Raw genomic sequence first — 23,427 nt, 5'->3', positions numbered from 1 at the left:
AGTAACCCGCTCGTCCTTCACCTGGAATCCCGATGCCCAGCCGCCTTGTTTCCTTGTTTTTCATGTTTGCCGCCGCTCCCGCACACACTCATGCGCAGGGGCTGGAGGCCTTCGCCGCCACCGGAAAAGTGCAGCTGGCGCAAGCCGCCGGCGCGGCTGGGCACATGCCCGCCGACAGCTATGTTGAAAGCCGTTTTCGTCCCCTGCAGGCCGGGGCCGGCCAGTTCTACGTGGTTGGCCGCTACCGGGACGAGGGCAACTGGTACGGCGCCGGCCTGGCGTTCGCCCCATCCGGCAAACGCATGCAGGTGGAAATCGTGCGCATGCAGGACGGCGTGCTGACGCGCCTGAAGCAGTTCGGGCGCGAGGCGGCCGGCGACGGGCGCCTGTATGCCGTGCGGCTGGAAATGGCGGGCCAGATGCTCACCGCTTATCTGAACGGCGAGAAAATCACCAGCGTAGCGGACAAGGCCCTGCCGCAGGCCGGCGGCAGCGGCGTTATCGCCAGCGGCGCCGCGTTCGAAGCGAGCGCACCGGCTAGCGGGGACGCCGCCGACAAGCCGGCCCGCATTGCGCTGGCGCGGGCGCCGCAGCGTTTGCGACTGCAGGCCGGCGAGGCGCCGCTGCGGCTGCAAGTGAGCGCGCTGCGCGGCGGCGAGGGCGCGCGGTTGCCGTTCACGGCGCGCGCGGCCAATGCGGCGCTGCTGCGGGTGGAAACCCAGGGCGCGGAGCTCATCCTGTCCCCGTTGGCCGCCGGCTCCACCACGCTGACGCTGGCCAGCGAACAGGACCCCAATGTCTTTAATGTGGTGGCGGTGGATATCGAGGCGCGGGCGCCTGCGGCGGAGCCGGTGGCTGCCGCTGCCCAGGCCTTGCGTACTGCGGCGGTCCCGGAGGCGGGCGCGCGCAACGTTCCTTACGACACGCCGTTGCGGCTGCGCTTCGACCACCCGCCGCTGCTGGGCGCCCAAGGCGCCATCCGCGTGCTGCGCAAACGCGACAATATGCTGGCCGATACCATCCGCGTTGCCGATGAATACGATGTGCTGGGCTACGAAGGCCAGCCGTACCGGCGCGCGGTGCGGCGCCAGCCGATTGCCATCGAAGGCCGCAACGTCACCATGCACCTGCACAGTGCGCGCCTGCAGCCGGACGAAGAGTACTACGTCACCATCGACGACGGCGTGTTCGCCGGCACGCTCAACGGCCTGCCGTTCCGTGGCGTCGCCAAAGAGCAGGGCTGGACCTTCCGCACGCGCGCGGCGGTGCCGCGGCGGCAGCGCATCACGGTGGACGACGATGGCGCGGCGGACTTCCGCACCGTGCAGGGCGCGCTGAACCACGTGATGCGGCAGCCGCAAGGCGCGCGGCCGGTCACCATCGCCATCCGCGACGGCCGCTACCGCGAATTGCTGTACCTGCGCGGCAGGAACGCGGTCGCGCTGCGCGGCCAGAGCCGCGACGGCGTGGTGATCGAGGCCGTCAACAGCGACGGCATCAATCCCGGCTCGGGCGCCGGCCAGGCGGCCGATTCTCCGGCCATCAACGGCGGGCGTTCGCTGTTCCTGGTGGAGGACGCGGACCTGCTGACGCTGGATACGTTGACCCTGCGCAACAGCGCATTGCGCGCCTCGCCTGCCGGCGGCCAGGCCGAAGCGCTGTTCTTCAGCAGCGAAGGGCGGCTGGCTGTGAAGAACGCCAGCCTGTACAGCGAGCAGGATACGGTGCAGGTCAAAGGCTACGCCTGGTTCTACCGCACGCTCATCGCCGGCAATGTGGACTACGTGTGGGGCAACAACCACGCAGCCCTGTTCGAGGACAGCGAGTTGCGCACCGTGGGCGACAGCGGCAATCCGGCGGGCGGCGGCTATGTGCTGCAGGCGCGCACGGTGGGACAGCAGGACAAGGGCTTCGTGTTTCTGAACAGCCGCCTGACGCGCGGCCGCGGCCCCACCGGCAACCTGGTGCCGGACGGCGCCACCTGGCTGGCGCGCAGCGCAGGCTATGAAACCAGCTGGGACCACGTCGCTTTCATCAACTGCAAAATGGATGCGCACATCGCGCCGGCCGGATGGGCGGGCAAGGGCGTGGGCAGGCAGCCGGCGCCGAATCCGGCCCAGGGCAGCGCAACGGCGGGTTGGCGCGAGTACGGCAGCACGGACCTGGACGGCAAGCCGCTGGACCTTGGGGCGCGGCGCCATGTGCGCCTGCTGACCGCGGACGAGGCGGCTGCGCAATTCGGCAGCCGGGCGGCCGTTTTCGCCGGCTACGGCGGCGGCAGTGGCTGGAATCCGCAGCCGTAGCGGCGACGCCGGCGGGCGCGAATGCCCGAGTCAGGCGGCGGCGGCCCCAGTGTCCTGCTTGGCAGCGTACATGGCCTGGTCGGCGTGGCGCAGCAGTTGCGCCATGTCGCTGCCGTCTTCCGGGAAGTGGGCAATGCCGATGCTGGCGCTGACATGCAGCGTGCCGCCGTCGCCGATATCGACCGGCGCGGCCAGCGCCTGGTGGATCTTCTCCTTGACCAGGGCGGCCGCTTCGGGCCGCGCCAGCTGCTCCAGCACCACCACGAATTCATCGCCGCCGATGCGCGCCACGGTGTCGGCGTCGCGCACGCAGTCCTTGAGGCGGTGCGCCACGATTTCCAGCAACCGGTCGCCGGCATCGTGGCCGTACAGGTCGTTGACCTGCTTGAACTTGTTCAAATCCACAAACAGCAGCGACAGGCGCGATTGCTGGCGCTGGGCACGCGCGATGGCGGTACTCAGCCTGTCATGGAACAGGCGCCGGTTCGGCAGCCGTGTCAGCTCGTCGTGCTGGGCCATGAAGTGCAGGCGCGCTTCCAGCTGCTTGCGCTGGATGGCGGTGGCAACCTGGGTCGAGACGAACAGCAGCAGCTCCTGGTGCTGGTCCGTGTAGCCCGCGCAGCCGGCCGAAGACAGGCCGGCGGGCGCGTCCTGCAGCACCAGCGCGCCGATGGTGCCCTGCGGCGTGCTCAGCGGCACGCCCAGCCAGCACGCCTGCTGCGTGCGCGCCGCCGTCGCCAGCTGGGGTGGCAGCGCGGACATGGTATCGGGCGCCACGCGCAGCGGCAGGTTGCGCCGCAGGGCTTCCTCGCACAGCAGCACCGCCAATTGCGCGTCCGATTCCGGGCCGCTGGCGTTGGCGTGGTAGGCGAAATACAGCGATTCGTGCGGCGCGTCCCGCAGCACCACGGCAAACGATTGCACCGGCAGCAGGCCGCCGATGATCTGGTGCATGCGCTGGTACAGCGCCGCCAGGTCCTCCGCCGCGTGCGCCGATTCGGAGATGGCGTACAGCGCGGCCTGCATCGCCTCCGCCTGCTTGCTGGCGGTAATGTCGCGCGCCACCGCCACGCGCAGCTGGTCGGCCTCGGACCAGCGCGCCGTCCACATGATGTGGACGATGCTGCCGTCCTTGCGCACGTAGCGGTTCTCGAAGCGGGAATTGGGCTGGCCGTCCATGATGCGGCGCGCCGCCGCCAGCGTGCGTTCGCGGTCGGCCGGGGCGACCAGGTCTATCATCGCCATGCCTATCATCTCGTCCTGCCGGTAGCCGAAGATGCGCTCGCACGCCGCACTGACAAAAACGAACTTCCCGCCGGCGTCCACCATGCAGATGGCGTCGAGCAGGAGATCGGTGAAGCTGGCGACGGGTGCACTGACTAGCGGATTCATAGTGACCTATTCTATTCGCAAACGCCTGCCCATGCCGGATTGCTCAGCGGGTTGATTACCCGGCATGGTGATAACAGGATAGCATCGAAGGCCCGTATTCATATCATGGACCTGAAAGGCGACGATGATCTCATTCCGCAAGCCGCATCTGACGTTGGCACTGTTGCTGGCGCTGCCATTGTGCGCCGGTGCGCAGCAAGCCCCGGGTTCCAGCGTGGTAGTCAAGGGCCAGCGCGGCGCGGCGGGCGATCCACGCGAGGTTGTGGCGGCGAAAAGCAAGGTCCTGTCGCGCGACCGGGCCTCCTCGTGCGCCTTCATGAGCGGCTACAGCAGCAGCGACGACGAGACCATGCTGCGCTACATGGAGGATTTCAACCACACTGCCACGCTGGGCGACCCGGCCGAATACTTCCACGAGAACAGTCCCGACGGCGACGCTTCGAAGGGCGCCGACGGCAGCCCGTCCGCCGACTTCGCCGCAGCGCCCGACCCGTACGGAAACAGCACCGCCTGCGGCCAGGCCGACCGGCGCTTTGCAGCGGGCCGCAACCGCATCTTGCGCAAGGACAAGACGCTGACCAACGCCTTCGCGGCGATGGACAAGCAGGACTACGCCACCGCCATGGCCCAGTTCAAGGCCGCCTACGACAAGATCGGCTACGACGCCGCCGCGCTGATGCTGGCGAAAATGCACTTGTACGGCATGGGCACGCCGCGCGACGCCAAGCAGGCCATCTACTGGCTGCAACAAGTGGTGGACACGCGCTACCATCCGACCTTCGACCGCATGCGCTTCGACCCGGCCGCGCCCGACATGATCAATGAGCGGGTGGAAGCGATCATGCTTCTGGCGAAGATCAACCTGCTCGGCATCGGCGTACCGAAGAACGCGGAAGAAGTGCGCAAGTGGTACGCCAAGGCGGCCGATGTCGGCTACACGCCCGCCGCCAGCATGCTGGGCATGGCTTACCTGAACGGCTTCGGCGGGCGCAAGGACGTGGCGCAGGCGCGCGCGCGGCTGCAGGCGGCCGGCGAGGAGGGCTATGTGCCCGCGCTGTACGAGCTGGGACGCCTGTACTACAACGGCGACGACGGCCTGCCGCAGGACTACAAGATGGCGGGCGCCTATTTCAGCGCCGCCGCCAAGGCGGGCCACGTCGAATCGACCTACGCCGCCGCGCGCATGTATGACCTGGGCTACGGCGTGGCGCCGGACCAGCAGCGCGCCATCGCGCTGTACAAGCAGGCCGCCGTCAAAGGCCATCCGGCCGCCGAGGGCGCGCTGGGCACCTACTTCTACGAAGGCAAACTGGTGCCGCAGGACTATCCGACGGCACGCAAGCTGTTCAACGAAGCGGCCAAGCAGGGACAGGCGGACGCCATGTTCAACCTGGCCGTGATGACGATGGAGGGCCAGGGCGGCAACAAGGACCTGGCGCTGGCCTACATCTGGTTCAGCCTCGCCAAGTCCGCCGGCTATGCCGACGCCGACGCGGCGCTGAAGGCGGTGGCGCCGCAGCTGACGGCGCAGGACAAGGTGCGGGTGGACGCGGTGCTCAAGCCGGCCTCCAAGCGCTGAGCCGGAGGGGCGCTGCCCGTATGCCGAACACGGGATCGTCCAGCAGCGCGAACTGGGCCACCAGATAGTCAACCAGCAGGCGCGCTGCGGGCGGCATGCCGCGCCGGGTGGGAAACACGGCGTAGATGACCTGCGGCTGCGGAGCCCAATCCGGCAATACCTGCACCAGTTCGCCGCGTGCAATGTGGTCGTGCACCAGCGCCGTGGACATTTGCGCGACGCCCACACCGCTCACCGCCGCCGAGCGCAGCATGGCCAGGCCATGGGTGACCAGCTGCGGGCGGTGGGGGATGGCGGCCTGCGTCCCGTCCGGCCCGCGCAGTGTCCAGCTGTAGTCGCGCTGCGGGCTACCGTGATGGAGGAAGGGAAAGCGCTGCAGGTCGTCCGGCGTGCGCGGCTGGCCCAGGCGCTCCACCAGCGCGGGACTGGCAACCAGGCATTGCTGGCGCTGCGACAGCACGCGCGCCACCAGTTCCGAATCCTGAAAAGGCGGGGTCCGCACGCACAGCGCGATGTCGACGCCCTCTGCCACCACATCCACGTTGCGGTCGCTCGACTCCAGGTGCAGCTGCACACGCGGATGCGCGGCCATGAAGCGGGCCACCATGCCGCACACGCACACCTCCAGCAAGGTCACCGGGCATGACAGGCGCAACAGGCCGCCCGGTTCGGCATGCGTCATCGCCACTGCAGCTTCGGCCGCCTTGGCCTCGCTCAGCATGGCGCGGCAGTGGGCGTAGTAAGTGTGGCCCAGCTCCGTGACCCTGAAATTGCGCGTGTTGCGGGCGATCAGGCGCACCCCAAGCCGCTGTTCGAGCAGGGCAATGCGGCGGCCCAGGCTGGATCTCGGAATGTTGAGTGCACGCGCGGTCGGCGCGAAGCCGCCGTGGTCTATCACCATCACAAAATACTGCAAATCGTTGAGATCGTACACAGGCGGTTCTTCTTGTCTATACAAGTTGCCATTATACGAACCGAAGCCATCCCACGGATGGGAAAGTCCTGCCCGCTTTTGCCCTCTACTGCAGCGTCTCAAGCGCTCATAGACTGGCGCGCACCCTTAACGAACCGGAAACAGTATGATCGATATCGAGAAAACCTATGACTTTGTCATCCTCGGCGGCGGCTCGGCCGGCGCGGTGCTGGCGGCGCGCCTGTCCGAAAGCGGGGGGCACCAGGTGCTGCTGGTGGAAGCCGGCCGCGCTTTCGATCCCGATGAATATCCCGAGCAGATCTACAGCAGCAACATCATCGCCGCCAACGGCGACGCGCGCTACGAGTGGGGCTATTTCGCCAAACCCGTGGCACAGGGCGCTCCGGTGTACGCGCCCCGCGGCAAAACGCTGGGCGGCAGCTCGGCGATCAACGGCGCCGTTGCGTGCCGCGCCTTGCCGTTCGACTTTGCCCGCTTGAGCGCGAAAGGCTTGCGAGGATGGAGTTTCGAAGAGGTTCTGCCCTACTACAAGAAGATGGAAAGCGCTCCGCACGGCGACGAGCGCTGGCACGGCCGCAGCGGGCCGCTGCCTATCCACCAGATGTCGATGGAATTCATCACGCCGGTGCAGCGCGCCATGGTGGCGGCGGCATGGACGCTGGGCGCAGGCCGGGTCGACGATTTCAACAACCCAGAAGCCAACAACGGCGCCGGTCCCAACCCGATGAACGTGGTGAACGGCGTGCGCGTAAACACCGGCATGGCCTACCTGACGCGGGCGGTGCGGCGGCGGCCCAACTTGGCGATCCTGGACCTTAGCGTGATTGACAAACTGCGCTGCGCCGGCGGCAAGGTGCAGTCGGTACAGCTGGCGGACGGCCGCCAGCTGCGCGGCAGGGAAGTCATCCTCTGTGCGGGGGCCTACGGCTCCGCAGCCATCCTGCTGCGTTCGGGCATCGGCCCCAAGGCGGATCTGGCGGTGCTGGACATTCCGCTGGTGCGGGACGCGCCAGTGGGTACACGTCTGCTCGACCATGCGTTCTACTGGATGAATTTCAGTGGCAAGCCGGAGCTGAAAGGCCAGGAGCATCCGGTAGTCGGCGCCCAGCTGTGGACCAACTCATCCTATGCCAGTTCAAGCGCGGAACTCGATATCGGCATCTCGCCTTCGCACCTGCTCGATCCCGCCAGCAGTCCCACCGGCGTGGCGTTCTCGCTCGGCCTGGAACTGATGCACTGCACTTCCGAAGGCCGCTTGCGACTGAAAAGCCGTAATCCGCTGGATGCGCCCATCATCGAACTGAATCACCTGACCAGCGAGGACGACATGCGGCGTATGGTGGCGTGCTTCCGCCTGGCGCGCAAGCTGGCCCGCACCGAGCCGCTGAAGAGCCTTATCGTGGACGAGCTGTATCCCGGCGCCGCCACCGGCGACAGCGACGCGGAAATCCGCCGTGCGCTGGCGCAAGGGGTGGGCACCTTGCAGCATCCGTGCGCCACCGCCGCCATGGGCTTGCCGGACGATCCGCGCGCGGTGGTCGATGAACAGGGCCGCGTCTACGGCGTGCAGGGGCTGCGCGTGATCGACGCGTCAATTCTGCCGGAGATCCCGCTGATCAACTTGAATCCTACTGTCATCATGATGGCGGAGAAGCTGGCTGAGGCCATTCTGGCAGCAGCTACGCCGGCCGCAGCGCCAGCGCCGTAAAGCGTGCCATCTGTTCCAGCGCAGGCGTCCCGGCGCCGGCGCGCGCGGATACCCGCATGCCGGCCATGCTGGACGCGATGAAGCCGGCGGCGGCTTGCACGTTCAGGTCCGCCGCCACTTCGCCGGCGGCGGCGGCGCTGCACAACTGGCGCTCCAGCGCCGCCAACTGGCTGCGCGAGCTGGCGCCGGTGAGCGCGGCCACGTCAGGGTCGGACTGGCCGAACTCGAGCACCGCGCCGACCCCCATGCAGCCTTCGCAGCCGGCGCCGGCGCGGCGCGCAAAGCCATGCAGCGCCGCTTCCAGCGCGCGCAGCGGCGTGCCGCCTGCTTCCATGTCGCGCACGAATTCCGCCACGCTGTCGCTGTTGTAGCGCTCCAGCGCGGCCAGGTACAGGCCGCGCTTGTCGCCAAAGGTGTCGTACATGCTCTGGCGGCCGATGCCCATGGCGCCGAGCAGGTCGTCCGTCGACGCGCCCGCGTAGCCCTTGTCGCGGAACAGGGCGATGGCGCGCTGCAGCGCGGTGTCTCGGTCAAATGCCTTCGGTCGGGCCATGGGATGCAATCGGTGCTGGGAGGCGGCCATTATACGGCTAGCCGGCCACGCGCTCAGGCGATCAGGCCGCCATCGATGGTGAAGCTCGATCCGGTCACGTAGGCCGCTTCGGCCGAGGCCAGGTAGGCCACCATGCCGGCGATTTCCTCCGGCTTGCCCATGCGGCCAACCGGCAGCATGTTGACCAGGGTGTCGATGTACTCGGCCGGCACGATGTCGGTCTGGGTGGGGCCGGGCTGCACGTTGTTGATGGTGATGCCGCGCCGCCCGATGTCGATGGCGATGCCGCGCACCATGGAGGCGAGGGCGCCCTTGGTCATCGCGTACACGCTGCTGTTGGCGAAGCCGGCCCGCACGGCGGCCATGCTGCCGATGGTGACGATGCGGCCGCCGGGCTGCATGTGGCGCAGCGCTTCCTGGATGGCGATGAAGGCGCCGCGCACGTTGATGGCGTAGCTGCGGTCCAGCTGCGCGATAGGGAAGCTCTCCACCGGCGCCATCTCCAGCACGCCAGCGCTGTTGACCAGGATGTCGAGCGAGCCGAAGGCTTCTACTGTGCGGTTCACGGCGGCGCGCAGTTGCGCCTCGTCGGCGCTGTCGGCCCTGATGGCCAGCGCGCGGCCGCCTCCAGCCTCCACCGCAGCCGCCAGTTCCCGCGCCGCCGCCCCGGACGACGCATAGGTGAACGCCACGGCGGCGCCGTCGCGCGCCAGCCGTTCCACAATGGCCTTGCCTATGCCGCGCGAACCGCCCGTGACCAGCGCCGCCTTTACCGCCTCTGCTTGTGCTTGTTGCATGACTACCTCCAGGTTTATTCTGGACTAAATTGTCAAGAATTGCCCCGAGTGTAGTTTGTTTTGGATCGAACAGTCAATAATAATTTCAGCGGCCCGTAAAATCACAAGCGCGACAATTCCGGCCCGCTGCGGCGTCCCAGCCAGGTGGCGTCGAAGCGTTTCTGCGCGGCAGCCAGGGCGGCCTGGTCGCCGCGCTGGCGGTACACCTCCATCAGCCCGCGCAGCGCCCAGCCGTTGCTGGGCGTGCGCGCGAAGGAAGTGCGGAAAGCGGTCTCCGCGTCGTCCAGCCGGCCGGCGCGCAGCAGGGCCGCGCCGAGCGACTGGCGCACCGGGTAGTACCAGTAGGGCGGTTCCGTGTACGGCATGCTGTCCTGCACCGACACGCCCGTCTCATAGGCCTTGATGGCGGCAGGCAGGTCGCCGCGCGCCTCGGCCAGGCGGCCGCTGGCCACCGCGTGCGCGGTGCGCACAATGTCCGGCGCCGGCACGCCCCAGCTGGTGATGGAAGAGAAGTCGGCGGTGCGCCCGATGGCCGCCAGCGTGTCGATTTCCTTCTGGCTCTCGGCGTGCGCCCCCTTGCGGGCGTAGCCGACGGCGCGCGCATAGTGCCACATGGCGCGCACCAGCACATGCTGCGGATCGGGCGCGGGCAGGGCGATCAGCTGCGCGGGGCTGCTGAACTGCACATGCGAGAAGTAGGGCGCCGCCTTGACCGGCTGCAGCATGCCAAAGCTGGGCAGCGCTTCGGCCGGGATCGACTGGTCCAGTTTGGCGGCCGCCGCCAGCGCACTGGGGCCGTCGCCGCCCATCAGCGCGGACACCATGGCGAAGTGGATGTTGTGCGGGTAGTAGGCGCCCTTGTAGACCGCGTCGCTGTCGGCCCTGGCGAAGTACTTCTCGTCGATGGCGATGGCGTCCAGGTTCGATTGCAGCGCTTCCTTGTACAGCCCGACGCGGTAGTAGATATGCGACGGCATGTGCACGATGTGGCCGGCGCCCGGGATCTGGCGCGCCAGGCCGCGCGCATAGGGCAGCGCCTTGTCCGGATGGCTGGACGCTTCCACCGCGTGGATGTAGTAGTGCACCGCGCCGGGGTGGGTCGGATTGCGCTCCAGCACGCGTTCCAGCGCGTCCACCAGCTCCGGCGTGCGGCCCTTGCCGCGCGCGCCGCCCGCTTCCCAGTAATCCCACGGCGACAAGTCCATCAGCGCTTCGGCGAACAGCACCTGGATGGTGTCGTGGTTGGGGAAGGCGCGCGCCGCGTCCGTCATGCCGGCCGCATAGGCGGCGTCGAGCGGGGCGCGGTCGGCCGGCGCCGGCGACTGGTAGCGCATGGCCACTGCCCGGATCAGCGCCTGCTCGGCCGGCGTGGCGCGTGCGGCAAGGCTGGCGGCCTTGGCTGCCGCTGCGGCGGCGGGCGCCACCGCTTCCGGGAACATGGGCGCGTTGATGTTAGGCCCCAGCACCAGGGCTTCGCCCCAGTAGCACATGGCGCAGTTGGGGTCCTGGCGCTGCGCGGCGCGGAAGGCGCGCGCCGCTTCGGCGTGGTTGAAGGCAAAGGTCAGGCGCAGGCCCTGGTCGAAATAGGCCTGCGCCTTGGCGCTGGCTGTGCTCACCTGCAGGTGCAGGCTGCCCAGGTTGGTGTACAGGGGCGGATCGGCGGCGGGAGCGGTTTTGCGCTCCTGCTGCGCGGGGCGGAAGGGCGCCGTTTCGGTCTGCAATGCCAGCATGGCCAGCAGCAGGGGCGGGCGGCCGGCCTTGTCCGGCGTGCAAAGCGCCTGGTCGAACAGAGGGTCGAATCCTGTGCTGGCGCGTTCCGCTTGCGTCAGCGCCACCGGGCACAGGGATAGCAGTGCGGCGGCCGCGAGGGTGCGGGTGCAGGGCATGGTGCCTCCTCTTTTTGTCATGGGACGCATAGAGTTTAGGTGCGCGCAGGGCAAACGCAAGGCAAAATAGAGGGCTGAGCTCACTTGAAAGGCCGACATGTGCCCCCGTTTTGCCATTGCGCTGCTACCGCTTGCCATCCTGACCGCCGCCGCCCCGGCTGCGGCCGTTCCGATGGCCGCCCCGAAGACCGCGCCCGCGGCGGCGTCTGCCCGCAGCGCCCCCGCCAGTGCCGCGTTCGACAAATGGTCGGAGGCGTTTGCGGCGGACTACATGCGCCTGAACCCCGAGTCGGCCACAGCGAGCCAGTATTTTTCCGGCGCGGAACAGGATGAACTGGACCGGCGCCTGTCGCCCATCACCCAGGCCACGCGCGACAGGCAGGCCGCGCTGGCGCGCAAGGGCATTGCCAGGCTGGACGCCTTCCTGGCCGGCCCGCTTGGCGCCACCCAGCGCGCCTCGGCCGAAACCATGCGCTGGACGCTGTCGAACGAACTGGCCGGCCGCCCCTTCCAGGACCACCTGTTCATCTTCTCGCAGCTGGGTGGCCCGCAGGTGGGCCTGCCGCGCCTGATGACCCAGGTGCACCCGCTGCGCCGCGCGGCCGACGTGGACAGCTACCTGGCGCGCCTGGAACAAATTCCGGCCCGCATGGACGAAGCGGCGGCCATGGCGCGCGCCGCCGCCGGCCGCTCGCTGCTGCCGCCGCGCTTCATCCTGGAGAAGGCGCAGCAGCAGGTGGAAGCCTTCCTCAAGCCTGAGCCGGAACAGAACGTGCTGGTCACTTCGCTGGCCGAACGCAGCGCCGGGCTGGCCGGCCTGTCGCCGCAGACGCGCAGCGCCGCCATCGGCCGCGCCACCCGCGTCGTCGCCGAACGCGTACGGCCCGCGTATGCGCGCGTGCAGGCCATGCTGGCCGAGCTGCACCCGCGCACCGGCAACGAAGCGGGCATCTCGCGCCTGCCCAACGGCGCGGCCGCCTACGATTACCTGCTGGCCCGCAACGCCGGCACCAGCCTGAAGGCGGACGAGGTGCACGCCATCGGCCTGCGCGAAGTGGCGCGCATTGAGGCGGAGATGGACAAGTATCTGCGCCAGCTCGGTTTCGCCGAGGGCAGCATCCAGCAGCGCATGGTCAAGCTCGACAAATCGCTGCAGCCGCCGGCCGAGCCCGATCCGCGTCCGGCCATCCTGGCGCGCTACGCGGAACTGGTGCGCGACGCCGAGCAGCGCAGCGCAAGCCTGTTTAACCTGAAGCCGCGCGCGCCGATCGAAGTGCGGCGCGAACCGGCGCTGACCGAAGCGACCGGCTCGGCGCGCTACAGCGCCCCGGCGCCGGACGGCAGCCGCCCCGGCGTGTTCTGGATGCCGCTGCCCGGCCCGGAATACGAGATGGTGGTGATGCGTACGCTGTCTTACCACGAGGGCGTGCCGGGCCATCACTTCCAGATCGCGCTGCAGCAGGAGATGACGGACCTGCCGAAGTACCGCGCGCGCCGCATCTTCAGCGGCGGCAGCGCCAACAGCGAAGGCTGGGCCTTGTACGTTGAACAGCTGGCCATGGAGCAGGGCTGGTACGACGGCGACACGGTGGGCATGCTGGGCGGGCTGGCAGAACAGCTGTTCCGCGCGCGCCGGCTGGTGGTCGACACCGGCCTGCACACCAAGGGCTGGACGCGCCAGCAAGCCATCGACTACGGCATGCCGGCTTCCGAAGTGGACCGCTACGTGGCCAATCCCGGCCAGGCCTGCTCCTACCTGCTCGGCATGCTGCGCATCCTGGCACTGCGCGAGCAGGCGCGCAGTGCGCTGGGCCCGCGCTTCACCCTGCCGGGCTTCCACGACGTGGTGCTGCGCGCCGGTTCGGTGCCGATGGACGTGCTGGCCGGCATCGTGGAGCAGTGGGTCGAAGAGCGTAAAGGCAAGGCGGCATCGTGACGATCGACTGGTTCTCGCCGGCCCAGTACGTCGGCTATGTGGCTTTTGTGCTGGGCGTCGGCTCCTTCATGCAGACCGACGACCGCCGTTTCAAGCTGTTCATGGCGGGCGAGTGCCTGGCGTACGTGCTGCACTTCGCCCTGCTCGGCAACTCCACGGCGGTGGCCAGTTCCAGCATGTCCTTGCTGCGCTCCCTGCTGGCGCTGCGTACCCGTTCCAAATGGGTGGCGGCGGCGGTGATCGCGGCCAACCTGGCGCTGGGGCTGGCGCTGGCCAAGCAGGCCAGCGACTGGCTGCCGCTGGCCGCGTCCTGCCTCGGCACCTATGCGCTGTTCCAGCTGCAGGGCGTGGCCATGCGCCTGGTGATGCTGTGCGGGACAGGGCTCTGGATCGCCAACAACGTGATCGCCGGATCGGTGGGCGGCAGCGCGCTGGAGGTGGTGGTGGCGGCCGTCAACATCGTCACCATCTGGCGCATGGTGCGCCTGGCCAGGGCGCAGGCCGCCTGAGAGCTAGTTATTTCGCCGGTACCGGCATTTCGCCGCCGCTGCCGGCGCCGCCCTCGACATTGCCGAAGTAGACTTCCAGGTCTTGCGCCGGCTTGAAGTTGCGCAGGCGGACCTGGTAAGTCTTCGCGTCTGTTTTCTTGAACGTGCCGGGGAAGCACAGGCTGACCAGTTCGGACGGATGGCTCTTGACGACGTTGAGCGTGAAGTCTTCGATGCCGTTCTTCCAGGTATTGGCGGTCTTGAGGATGTAGGACACCTTGGCGGCGTTCAGATAGCTGCCGCCCGGATCGCCGTTGCGCGCCGCCAGTTTTTTCCACGATTTGAGGAAGGCCGCGTCGGCGCAATAGCGGCGCGCGGTGTCGTCGTCCATGCCCGACTCGCCCGGCCCGGCCGAGACGAAGGGCCGGTATGCGTGGTGCACGCGCACTACCTTGTTGGCCGGGAACTTCTGCTTCCACACGTAGTTGACCTGGATGTCCCACACCGGCCCGATGGAACCGGCCGCCCCTTCACCTATCAGTTTCAGCCTGACCAGCTGCTGGCGCTGCTGCGCGGTGAACGGCGCCACTTGCGTGTCCGGCGCGAAGCTGGGGTGGAAGGCGATCTGCGCGTCGCTCAGGCCCAGCTTCCTGAGCTGGGCCGTCACGTCGGCGCCGTCCAGCGCGGCTTGCACCACGGTGCGGTAGCCCACCGGCTTGCCGTCCACCTCGATGGTGAACCCGCCCGGACGGCCGAAATAGGTGTCGCTGGGTTGCTCGGAGGCGGGGTAGGCGGGCAGCGGGAAGATGATGGTTTCCTCCACATCCGCCGGGGATTCGTTGACGAACTCATAGTCCACGCTGATCAGTTCATGGCTGACGTTGAGGACTTCCTTCTTCATGGCGATGGCGTCGGTCTTGCGGAACACGATGCCGCCGGCGCTGACGCCGCCGATGCCGTCGTTGGCGAAGGCCAGGGAAGGCAGCAGCAGGACGGCGAGTGCGGATTTAAGTATTGTCATCCAGTCATGTTACCACCGGCCCCGCCTCCCGTCCGCCGCGCGGGCGCCTAATAGATCGCGCCGCCGGCCTGGGTGGAGCTGAGTACGCCGTTGACTGCGGAGATGCTGTAGTTGACCGTGCCGCCGTCGTAACTGGCCCAGTTGCGCATGTCGAAAGCGCCGCCGCCGGACAGGCGCTGGGTGGTGACGTTGCGGTAGGTCAGCGGCGTTTTGGGCTTGCAGACTTCCGGCAGGCCCACGGTGCGCAGGAAATAGACCGAGCCGGCCCCCACGCGCGTGGCCTGGCCGCCCTCGATCAGCAGCGCGGTCTCGACGTCCACCCCCACGCCATGCACGCTGCCGCTCCAGCCGTCGTTCACGATGCGCGCCATGAAGGTGATCAGGCGCCCCATGCGGTCGCGCGCTTCCAGGTGCGGATCGGCGACCAGGCCGCCCATGTCGGGCAGGGACAGGAAATCGCGGCCCAGGGTGATGGTCTTGTCGTACGGATTGGCCAGCGCCGATGGCGAGGTGATGGTGCCGTTCAGCGCGGTGAACGCGAACTTGCTCATGACCGCCATGCCGGCGCTGGTGCCGCCGATGGGGATGTTCCTGGCGGCCAGCGCCTCGATGGCCGTCTGCACCGGCGTGCCTTTCCAGAATTTGACGTAGTCGCTCTGGTCGCCGCCGGCGATGAACAGCGCCTCGGCGCCCTGGATGCGCGCGATCACGAAAGGATCGCTGGCGGCGTCGCGGCTGGCGATGGTGATGGTTTCCACCGAAGTCACGCCGCCCATCGCATACACATAGGGATTGTAGGCGTCCGTGCCGCGCGAGCGCAGGATGACGAAATTGCCGCCGCCGGACTTGCGTATCATCCATTTGAAGGCGTCGTCCACGTCCGGCCCGCCGCCCATCAGCACCAGGGCAGGCAGGGCCGGCGCCGGCCGCGTCACGTTGGCCGGGTCGCCCACCACCGCATAATCATAGGGTTTGCCCGCCGCTGCGTGGCAGGGCATGAGCGCCGCGAGCGAGAAGAACAGGGCAGACAACAGACCGCGGGGGACAGGTGTACGCATCACAGGCTCCGGCAAGGGGGAAAGGTGCAGTCGATTGTACGCCTATCCCAGCAGGCGCGAGCCGCTTTTCAGAACCAGTTCCGGCTGCGGTACCAGCCGACCGTATCGGCGACGGTCTGTTCCAGTGGACGGAATTTCAGTGCCAGTTCGCGTTCGCTCTTGGCGTGATCGAAGTGGGTGCGCCCGGCTTCTTTCACCATCAGCCGCACCGTGGCCAGGCTGAGCATGATGGGCCGGCCGGTCAGGCGCGCATAGACTTCCTGCGCCGCCGCCAGCACGTACAGCAGCGGCACAGGCAAGCGGCGCGTGGGCGTCTTGACGTTCGCGACCTTGCCCAGCAAGGGCACCAGCTGGCGCATGGTCATGTGGCGCCCCGCCGCCAGATAGCGCTCGCCGCGTTTCCCTTGCAGCGCTGCCGCGATGTGCGCCTGCGCCACGTCGCGCGCATCGACCACGGAAAAGCTGCCCGGCACCAGCCCCGGCAGCTTGCCCAGCACCACGTCGTTGACGAACTGTCCGGACGACGTGGGGCCGATATCGGCCGGCCCCCACATCCAGCCGGGCAGCACCAGGCTGGCATGCATGTCCGGGTGGCGCGCCAGGAAGCGCAGCACGGCCTGGTCTGCCAGTATTTTGCTGCGGTAATAGTCGTCGGCGTCGCCCAGCTCGCGCAAGCAGGTTTCGTCGATGGGCACGCCGGGTTCGCCGTTGAGCACGCCTATCGACGAGGTCTGGACAAAACGCCGGACGCCGGCGCGGTAGGCCTGCGCGATCAGCGTCGCGGTGCCGTCCACATTGATGCGTTCAAGCTCCTCCCGGTGGCTGCCGCCCTTGTAGTTGTCGCGGAAGAAGGCCGCCGTGTGGAACACCGCGTCGCAGCCCTGCAGCCTGGCGGCGAAGCCGCCCACGTCCGCCATGTCGCCCGGCACCAGTTCCACGCCCGCCAGGCCGTCGAATTGCTGGCGGCCCTTGTCCAGCGAGCGTACCAGCGCGCGCACGGCAACGCCGCGCAGGACCAGTTCGCGCACCAGGTTGTTGCCGAGCAGGCCGGTGGCGCCGGTGACGAATGCGGACTTCAATGGATTTGGATTTTGCATGATGGTTGAATTTCAAAGTTCGAATGAAATCCAGTTTGGCGATGCGGCATTGAAATGTCAACTGATATCTGAATTGGCGCTATCCGAAGTTCGTGTGATATCTTTACGGCCATGAGCGAATCTCCACCCAGAAAGCGGCTAAGCCGCGAAGAAAGCCAGGCCCAGACCCGCACCCGCCTGATCGATACCGCGCAGCAGCTGTTCGTCGCGCACGGCTATGGCGGCACGTCCATCCGCGATATCGCGGAGCGGGCCGGCTACTCGCAGGGCGCGTTCTACTCGAACTTCGCCAGCAAGGAGGAGGTGCTGCTGGAACTGCTGCGAGGACATATGGAGGCGGAGGGGGCCCAGCTTGCCAGCGTCATGGACAGCGACGGGCGCATGCCTGAGCAGATCTTCGCGGAATTGGAGCGCTGGGCGGCGACCCTCAATCGCGATGCCAGCTGGTCCATGCTGTCAATCGAGCTGCAGCTGCACGCCAAGCGCAGCCCGGCGTTCGCGGCCAGGTACCAGACCGTGTGGGACGCGCACCGGGCCAGGCTCGGCCGCGTGATCGGCAAGCTGTTCGCCACGCTGGGCCGCACCCCGCCGGCCGACCCGGAAGAACTGGCGGCAGCCTTCATGGCGCTGACGCATGGCCTGGCGCTGCAGGGCACGGGCAAGCGGCCCGATCCGTCAGGGCGCATGATCCTGGTATTTCTGCGCGGGCTGGTCGCCAGCGCCGGCGCATAGGAAACCGGCAGGGCCCGGACTCCAATGCGGGTATGATCGTGCCAATTTCATCTGCAATTGGACATTCCCATGGTCATCGTGACTCACAGCGGCAAATTTCATGCGGACGACGCATGGGCGGTCGCGGTACTGAACATCTTATTTCCCGATAACGAAATCGTCCGGACACGCGATGCAGCGGCTGTCGAGGCGGCCGACTTCGCGGTCGATGTCGGCGGCATCTGGGACCCTGCCAGCGGCCGTTTCGACCACCATCAGAAAGGCTTCAACGCGACCAGGCAGACCGGCGTGCCCTATGCGAGCGCGGGGCTGGTCTGGCGGGAATACGGCACGCGCTGCGTCAGCGCCCTGGCCGCCGCACACACCGGGCAGCAGCTGGCCGATGACAAGGCGCGTGAAATGGCCTACGCCATCGATGCCGACATCGTGCAATACCTGGATCTGTCGGACGTGGGGGCCGCGAAGAATGCGCCCGGAGGCTATGGACTGTCGGCGGTGGTTTCGGGCTTCAATCCCAACTGGCTCGACGAGGAAAGGCTGGGCTATGGCGAGGCCGCCGACGCCTACCGCCTGGAGCAGTTCCGCAAGGCGATGGCCCTGCTGACCGACGTCATGATCAACGCAGTGAAATACCGCGTCGGCGCCTTGCTGGCGGTGGAGCAAGTACGGCAAGGGGAAATACTGGAGGACGGCCAGATCCTGCTGCTGCAAAACAGCGCGCTGCCATGGACCCAGGTGGTGCGCAAGGAAATGCCCAAGGTGCTGTTCGTCATCAGCCACAGCCCTGCCGAGCAGCGCTACATGCTGCACACCGTGCCGGTCAGCCCGGAGAGTTTCAAGGCGCGGGCAGATCTGCCCGAGTCATGGGCGGGCCTGCGCGACGCCGAACTCGCGGCGGTCACCGGCGTGCCGGACGCGGGTTTTTGCCACAACGGCAGATTCATCGCGGCGGTCAAGTCCTACGAGGGTGCGCGCGCCATGGCAAAGCAGGCGCTGCAGGCGCTGGAACGCGGCGAGTAAGCGGCAGCGGACGGGCGGGCAGCCTGGGCTGCCCATCCGGCGCGGCCTCGCCGTGGGGATCAGTGCAGCTTTTTCAGCATGGCCAGAGCAACCGCCTTGGCCGACTGCGGATTCTGGCCGGAGATCAGCTCACGGTCTTCGACGACGTTTTCGCTCCACGCCTTGGCTTCGACGAAGTTGGCGCCGGCGGCAAGCAGGCCATCCTGGGGGAACAGCTTCATCTGGCCGCCGTTCAGGAAGCCCTTGGCCTGCTCTTCCTCTTCATTGGTGAAGGCCGTCATCTTGTAGCCCTTGTAAATCCACTGCGCAGGCTGCGGACGCTGGCCCGCTTCCAGCTTGCCCACGTAGCCGCGCGCATCCGGGATGGCGGACAGCAGGGCGATGGTGCCGTGGCAGGTCAGGCCGGTAACTTTGCCATGGTTGTGGAAGCTGGTGAGCAGTTCGCCCAGGTCCTTGTTCTTCAGCAGATCCTGCATCGGTATATGGCCGCCGGGAACGAACACGGCGTCGAATTTGTCGTAGCCGGCTTTTTTCACCTGCGCCAGGCTGATGGCGGGGGAGCCGGTCTTGGCTGTCAGTTTGAGCGTCGCCAGCAGCGCCTTGCTTTCCTGGCGCGCTTGTTCATTGCCGCCCCAGAAGGTCACGTCATCCGATTTCTGGTCGGCGGACGGCGCCTTGCCGCTGGGCGTGGCGAACACCACCGTGTGGCCGGCGGCGATGAACGCCTGCACCGGCTCCATCAACTCGTTGAGGAAAAAGCCGGTCTGCATGACTTTGCCGTCCTTCAGGTCCAGCCTGTCCTGGTCGGACACCACCACCAGCACGGTGCCGGCACTGGCAAAATTGGCGGCGGCAGCCAGCAGGCCGGCGATAAGGGTTTTTTTCATGTTCAACTCCTGAGTGAAAGGGCAGCTTGCCCTCGGATAACGACAGCGTATTGCACGCGCAGGAAGCCGTAAATGCCCCCAGACTTACTTCACTTGTTACATGGGGTAATAAGAAAAAGTCGCGCGGCTTCACGCCTGGCCGCAGCTCAGGTTTTTGACATGGAAACGCCACCGTCGGCGAACAGGGTGGCGCCGGTTACAAAACTGGACGCGTCCGAAGCCAGAAACAGCACCGCCTTGGCGATCTCAAGCGGCTGAGCGAGACGTTTCATCACGTGGAGGTTCTCAACGAAAGCCAGTGCCTCCGGGCTGGCTGCAGCGGCGTGTCCCATTTCGGTATCCGTTCCGCCGGGCATCAGGGCATTGACCCTGAGGCCGCGCCCGCCGTATTCGACTGCCAGCGTGCGCGCCAATCCCACCAGGCCAGCCTTGCTGGCGCTATACGCGAGCATGCCCGGCATGCCGATGGTGTACCCGACAAAAGACGAGGTGAAGATGAGCGATGCCTTGCCACGCTTGAGCATCGCGGGAACCTGGTACTTTGCTCCGAAAAAGGCGCTGCTCAAGTTGGTGTCGATGGTGTCGCGCCAGTCCTCGGCGCGCATGGCGGCGAGATCGCCTGTCGCGCCCAGCGTACCCGCGTTATTGAAGGCGATATCCAGTCCGCCGAAATGCTCGATTGCAAGCTCAACGCCTCTTTTGGCGAGGTACTCGTCCTTGACGTCGCCCACCAGGGCTACCGCCTTGCCGCCCGCAGCGACTATCCCGTCCACCAGCGAGTGGAGCTGTTCGCTTCGGCGGGCGACCAGGACGACGCTGGCGCCTTCACTTGCGAACAGCTTCGCCGTCTCGCAGCCGATGCCGGAGCTGGCGCCAGTGATGATGGCGGTCTTACCTGCCAGAATGCCCATGTATTCTCCCTCAATATGACGCCGGCTCGCGCTACCCGGACACATCCCGGCTTTATGTCCATAGCAACAGGGTACACAGGGAGGACAACGTGGAAACTCCGTTTCTTGCTTTCACGTTCGCTGAATGAAAGCCCGGACACGGGCGGGTCCTGTTAGAATTTCCAGCAGCCTTGTGGCGCCATTTGCAGGAGAATCCAAATCCTACGTTTCATAGTCGCAGCGGCGATACGCGCGCCAAAGCTAGCGATCGCTGTTGCTTTATTCGTGCTCGCGGCCTTGGCGGGCACGATTAGCTACACCGGGCTCCTTGTCGTCGGCGTGTTGGCCGATTATCTCGGCACGGGGCGGGTGATCGCAGGCCTGCTTCTTGGCGTTTTGTTCGCAAGATTTCCCTGGATAAGCAAAGGTAAGCCGCGCATGGTTGGCCTGTTGCCTAACCCGCTCCGCCGGCCGCTCGTGGTCGGCATGCTCGCAGTGTGCCTGGTGAACTTTCTGTCGAAAGGCGAATCCGTGCCCGCATTGTTCACAGCTTTCGTTGCCGCGTTTCTTCTCGGCTACCCCTGGTTGAGGCGAGCTGTTTTTGATCGGATCTTATCGTCAGTCCTCAAATTTACCGGCCAGCACCCTCGCAACAGCACTGACGACAAGGTGATCGATGGCGAATTCAGGGAGAAGAAGGAATGAGTTTGACTGGCTGACGCTGCAACTTCGGAAACGAAAAAGCCAACCTGCGTGGGTTGGCTTTTCTTGTTTGACACTGTTCTTGGTGGCCCGGGGCGGAATCGAACCACCGACACAAGGATTTTCAATCCTCTGCTCTACCAACTGAGCTACCAGGCCAAGGAGCAGAATTATAGCAGATCATTTCGGGTATGCAAGGAGCTTTTTTGAAAATGGCGGGATAGGCGTGCGCAGGCGTTGGCATTCCGGCGTGGCTGCAGCCGTTCTTGACTTAGCGAACTGCCGGGCTAAACTGGATTTTGCAATTTTGACACTATCAATCCCGAAGTCCAGTCCGCCAAGAGGAGCTAGTCATGAAAGGTATACGCCGCACTTTCGCCAGCGCCATCGTTTCCGCCGCCTTTGCTGCCGCCGCACCGCCGGCACTGGCGGCGCCCCAGGTTGAAGTGATCGCCAAGGGCTTGAGCAACCCGCGCGGCCTGGCGTTCGCCCCCAATGGCCAGTTGTTTGTGACCGAGGCCGGGCGGGGCGGCGACGGCAAATGCATCGTACTGGCCGATTCGCGCAGCGCCTGCTATGGCGAGACCGGCGCGCTGACGCGGGTGGACCCGACCGGCAAGGCGGCGCCGGTGCAAGTGATCAGCGGCTTGCCGTCGATGGCGGCGCCGGGCGGCTTTGGCGCGCTGGGGGCGCAGGGCATTGTGTTCACGGGCGCGGGCAATGGGCGCCTGGCGATGGGACTGGCCGCCGACGCGTCCGCCCGAGCGGGCTTGGGCGCCAAGGCCAACTTGCTGGGGCAGGTGCTGCAGGTCGGCGCCACCGGCAACTGGAAGGTGTCAGCCGACATTGCCGCGTTCGAGGCGGCCAACAATCCTGTCAGCGGCGGCACCGACAGCAATCCTTATGCGGTGGCCGCGCTGGGCCAGCAGCACATCGTGGCCGACGCCGGCGCCAATGCGCTGTTCTCGGTGGCGGCCAACGGCAAGATCACCACGCTGGCCAAATTCGAGGCGCGGCCGGTGCCGGCGCCGCCGTTCATCGGCTTGCCGGCGGGCGCCACCATTCCCATGCAGGCCGTGCCCACCAGCGTGATCGACGGCCGCGACGGCTGGCTGTACGCCGGCCAGTTGACCGGCTTCCCGTTCCCGGCCGGCGCCGCCAATGTGTACCGCGTGTCGCCGCACGGCGGAACGCCGGAGGTGTTCGCCAGCGGCTTCACCAACATCATCGGCCTGGCGTTCGACGCCAGCCATCGTCTCTACGTGCTGCAGGTGGGCAGTGGACTGGCCGGCGCAGGCGGGCCGCCGCTGCTGCCGCCGGGGCGCCTGATCCGGGTGAATGCGGACGGCAGCCAGACCGTCATCTACCAGGACTTGTATTACCCGGGCGGCTTGACGATAGGGCCGGACGGCGCGGCGTATGTCACCAATTTCGGCATTGTGCCGGGGCCGGTGGCGGGCAGTTTCCCGGATGGCGGGCAGGTGCTGCGCATTACGCTGGATTGAGTTATTTGCGCTGGAGGCAAATATAATTTGAGGTTTGCGGGGTTTTTCTCAACAAAGGGTGAGGGCATAGTGTAGCCATCATCTGAACAAGGAAAACCCCATGAACCACAGCACCATCCCCGCAATCGGCCTCGGCACCTTCCGGCTGCAAGGCCAGGTCGTTATCGATTCGGTACGCAATGGCCTGGAGCTTGGCTACCGCCATATCGATACCGCGCAGATCTACGGCAACGAGGCCGAAGTTGGCCAGGCCATGGCCGACAGCGGCGTACCGCGCGCCGAACTGTTCGTCACCACCAAGGTCTGGACCGAGAGCCTGGACGGCGGCAAGCTGATTCCCAGCCTGAAGGAAAGCCTGCGCAAGCTGCGCCTGGAGCAACTGGACCTGGCGCTGATCCACTGGCCGTCGCCGGGCGACGCGGTGCCGGTGGCCGAATACATGGCGGCGCTGGCGGAGGCCAGGGAGCAGGGGCTGTCGAAGCAGATCGGCGTGTCCAACTTCACCGTCGCGCATTTGCAGCAGGCCGTGGCCGCGGTCGGCGCGCAGCAGATCGCCACCCAGCAGATCGAAATTCATCCCTTCCTGCAAAACCGCAAGGTGGTGGAGTACGCCCGCAGCCAGGGCATCCACCTGACCGCTTACATGCCGCTGGCTTACGGCAAGGTGATGCAGGAGCCGGTAATGGTGCAGATCGCACGCCGCCACAACGCCACCCCGGCGCAGGTGGCGCTGGCCTGGTTGCTGCAGCAGGGCTTCGCGGTAATCCCGTCGTCGACCAGCCGCGCCAACCTGCAAAGCAATCTGGCGGCGCGCGGGCTGGTGCTGACTGGCGACGACATGGCGGCCATCGCCGCGCTGGAGCGCAACGAGCGCATCGCCAATCCTGACGGCCTGGCGCCGCAGTGGGACTAGGCTTCTGCCCGCCGGCGGCGGCGCTG

Annotated in this window: 20 protein-coding genes and 1 tRNA gene; 10 read left to right on the top strand and 11 right to left on the bottom strand. The window is 66.9% G+C overall.

Going from position 1 to position 23,427, the window contains the following annotated elements:
• The first annotated feature begins 32 nt into the window (after positions 1-32).
• The gene (locus ASD15_RS26965; protein WP_157201164.1) at positions 33-2,303 is read left to right on the top strand and encodes a pectinesterase family protein; all 2,271 of its coding nucleotides are present in this window, start codon (positions 33-35) and stop codon (positions 2,301-2,303) included.
• Positions 2,304-2,333: 30 nt separating this feature from the next.
• On the opposite strand, the gene ASD15_RS26960 is transcribed toward ASD15_RS26965, so the two are convergent.
• Positions 2,334-3,695 (bottom strand): diguanylate cyclase domain-containing protein, encoded by a 1,362-nt coding sequence (locus ASD15_RS26960; RefSeq protein WP_057158124.1) that lies wholly within the window; start codon positions 3,693-3,695, stop codon positions 2,334-2,336.
• A 124-nt stretch (positions 3,696-3,819) separates the two neighbouring features.
• Between ASD15_RS26960 and ASD15_RS26955 the strand changes: the two genes are divergently transcribed.
• Positions 3,820-5,274, top strand: a complete 1,455-nt coding sequence (locus ASD15_RS26955) for an SEL1-like repeat protein (protein WP_057158123.1) — start codon at positions 3,820-3,822, stop codon at positions 5,272-5,274.
• On the opposite strand, the gene ASD15_RS26950 is transcribed toward ASD15_RS26955, so the two are convergent.
• Complete coding sequence (locus tag ASD15_RS26950) at positions 5,252-6,208, bottom strand: LysR substrate-binding domain-containing protein (protein WP_057158122.1); 957 nt, start codon at positions 6,206-6,208, stop codon at positions 5,252-5,254. The genes ASD15_RS26955 and ASD15_RS26950 overlap by 23 nt on opposite strands.
• A 145-nt stretch (positions 6,209-6,353) precedes the next feature.
• Here ASD15_RS26950 and ASD15_RS26945 point away from each other — a divergent pair, with 145 nt between their 5' ends.
• Positions 6,354-7,916, top strand: coding sequence for a GMC family oxidoreductase (locus ASD15_RS26945; protein ID WP_057158121.1), 1,563 nt, complete (start codon positions 6,354-6,356; stop codon positions 7,914-7,916).
• Here the strand turns inward: ASD15_RS26945 and ASD15_RS26940 are convergent.
• The 3 genes from ASD15_RS26940 to ASD15_RS26930 all read right to left on the bottom strand — a co-directional run bounded on the left by ASD15_RS26940 (position 7,888) and on the right by ASD15_RS26930 (position 11,152).
• Entirely contained in the window at positions 7,888-8,469 is a 582-nt protein-coding gene (locus tag ASD15_RS26940; protein ID WP_057158120.1) for a TetR/AcrR family transcriptional regulator, read from the bottom strand. The genes ASD15_RS26945 and ASD15_RS26940 overlap by 29 nt on opposite strands.
• Positions 8,470-8,522: 53 nt before the next feature.
• On the bottom strand, positions 8,523-9,266 hold the full coding sequence (locus ASD15_RS26935) for an SDR family oxidoreductase (protein WP_057158119.1): 744 nt from the start codon (positions 9,264-9,266) through the stop codon (positions 8,523-8,525).
• A 101-nt stretch (positions 9,267-9,367) separates the two neighbouring features.
• Positions 9,368-11,152, bottom strand: a complete 1,785-nt coding sequence (locus tag ASD15_RS26930; RefSeq protein WP_229418354.1) for a lipopolysaccharide assembly protein LapB — start codon at positions 11,150-11,152, stop codon at positions 9,368-9,370.
• 97 nt (positions 11,153-11,249) lie between these two features.
• Between ASD15_RS26930 and ASD15_RS26925 the strand changes: the two genes are divergently transcribed.
• On the top strand, positions 11,250-13,088 hold the full coding sequence (locus ASD15_RS26925) for a DUF885 family protein (RefSeq protein ID WP_057158118.1): 1,839 nt from the start codon (positions 11,250-11,252) through the stop codon (positions 13,086-13,088).
• Positions 13,085-13,597, top strand: coding sequence for a YgjV family protein (locus ASD15_RS26920; RefSeq protein WP_200954100.1), 513 nt, complete (start codon positions 13,085-13,087; stop codon positions 13,595-13,597). Before ASD15_RS26925 ends, ASD15_RS26920 begins: the two co-directional genes overlap by 4 nt.
• 7 nt (positions 13,598-13,604) lie before the next feature.
• Here ASD15_RS26920 and ASD15_RS26915 read toward each other — a convergent pair whose 3' ends face one another.
• From ASD15_RS26915 to ASD15_RS26905, 3 genes are all read right to left on the bottom strand, one after another.
• Entirely contained in the window at positions 13,605-14,597 is a 993-nt protein-coding gene (locus ASD15_RS26915; protein ID WP_057158117.1) for a DUF4424 family protein, read from the bottom strand.
• A gap of 47 nt (positions 14,598-14,644) precedes the next feature.
• Positions 14,645-15,655, bottom strand: coding sequence for a cyanophycinase (locus ASD15_RS26910; RefSeq protein ID WP_082552180.1), 1,011 nt, complete (start codon positions 15,653-15,655; stop codon positions 14,645-14,647).
• A 68-nt stretch (positions 15,656-15,723) separates the two neighbouring features.
• On the bottom strand, positions 15,724-16,752 hold the full coding sequence (locus ASD15_RS26905; RefSeq protein ID WP_057158115.1) for an SDR family oxidoreductase: 1,029 nt from the start codon (positions 16,750-16,752) through the stop codon (positions 15,724-15,726).
• A 111-nt stretch (positions 16,753-16,863) separates the two neighbouring features.
• Here ASD15_RS26905 and ASD15_RS26900 point away from each other — a divergent pair, with 111 nt between their 5' ends.
• Together ASD15_RS26900 and ASD15_RS26895 are read left to right on the top strand one after the other, a co-directional pair.
• Positions 16,864-17,484 carry a TetR/AcrR family transcriptional regulator gene (locus ASD15_RS26900; protein ID WP_057158114.1) on the top strand — a complete coding sequence of 207 codons (621 nt, stop codon included), beginning with the start codon at positions 16,864-16,866 and terminating at the stop codon, positions 17,482-17,484.
• Between the two features lie 69 nt (positions 17,485-17,553).
• Complete coding sequence (locus ASD15_RS26895; RefSeq protein ID WP_057158113.1) at positions 17,554-18,504, top strand: MYG1 family protein; 951 nt, start codon at positions 17,554-17,556, stop codon at positions 18,502-18,504.
• A 59-nt stretch (positions 18,505-18,563) separates the two neighbouring features.
• Here ASD15_RS26895 and ASD15_RS26890 read toward each other — a convergent pair whose 3' ends face one another.
• Both ASD15_RS26890 and ASD15_RS26885 read right to left on the bottom strand, forming a co-directional pair.
• The gene (locus ASD15_RS26890; RefSeq protein ID WP_057158112.1) at positions 18,564-19,391 is read right to left on the bottom strand and encodes a type 1 glutamine amidotransferase domain-containing protein; all 828 of its coding nucleotides are present in this window, start codon (positions 19,389-19,391) and stop codon (positions 18,564-18,566) included.
• A 146-nt stretch (positions 19,392-19,537) separates the two neighbouring features.
• A complete protein-coding gene (locus ASD15_RS26885; protein WP_057158111.1) occupies positions 19,538-20,302 on the bottom strand; it encodes an SDR family oxidoreductase in 765 nt (254 codons plus the stop codon).
• A 264-nt stretch (positions 20,303-20,566) separates the two neighbouring features.
• Between ASD15_RS26885 and ASD15_RS26880 the strand changes: the two genes are divergently transcribed.
• Entirely contained in the window at positions 20,567-20,986 is a 420-nt protein-coding gene (locus ASD15_RS26880; protein ID WP_057158110.1) for a hypothetical protein, read from the top strand.
• 80 nt (positions 20,987-21,066) lie between these two features.
• Here the strand turns inward: ASD15_RS26880 and ASD15_RS26875 are convergent.
• Positions 21,067-21,142 (bottom strand) — tRNA-Phe (locus tag ASD15_RS26875).
• A 194-nt stretch (positions 21,143-21,336) separates the two neighbouring features.
• Here ASD15_RS26875 and ASD15_RS26870 point away from each other — a divergent pair.
• Both ASD15_RS26870 and dkgB read left to right on the top strand, forming a co-directional pair.
• The gene (locus ASD15_RS26870; protein ID WP_057158109.1) at positions 21,337-22,488 is read left to right on the top strand and encodes a ScyD/ScyE family protein; all 1,152 of its coding nucleotides are present in this window, start codon (positions 21,337-21,339) and stop codon (positions 22,486-22,488) included.
• A gap of 100 nt (positions 22,489-22,588) precedes the next feature.
• Complete coding sequence (gene dkgB / locus ASD15_RS26865; protein ID WP_057158108.1) at positions 22,589-23,401, top strand: 2,5-didehydrogluconate reductase DkgB; 813 nt, start codon at positions 22,589-22,591, stop codon at positions 23,399-23,401.
• The last annotated feature ends 26 nt before the right edge of the window (positions 23,402-23,427 follow it).

Source organism: Massilia sp. Root351 (assembly GCF_001425045.1).
Taxonomy (GTDB): Bacteria; Pseudomonadota; Gammaproteobacteria; order Burkholderiales; family Burkholderiaceae_D; genus Rugamonas.
The sequence above is the reverse complement of the archived record's forward strand: the minus strand, read 5'-3'. Positions and strand labels throughout refer to the sequence as shown.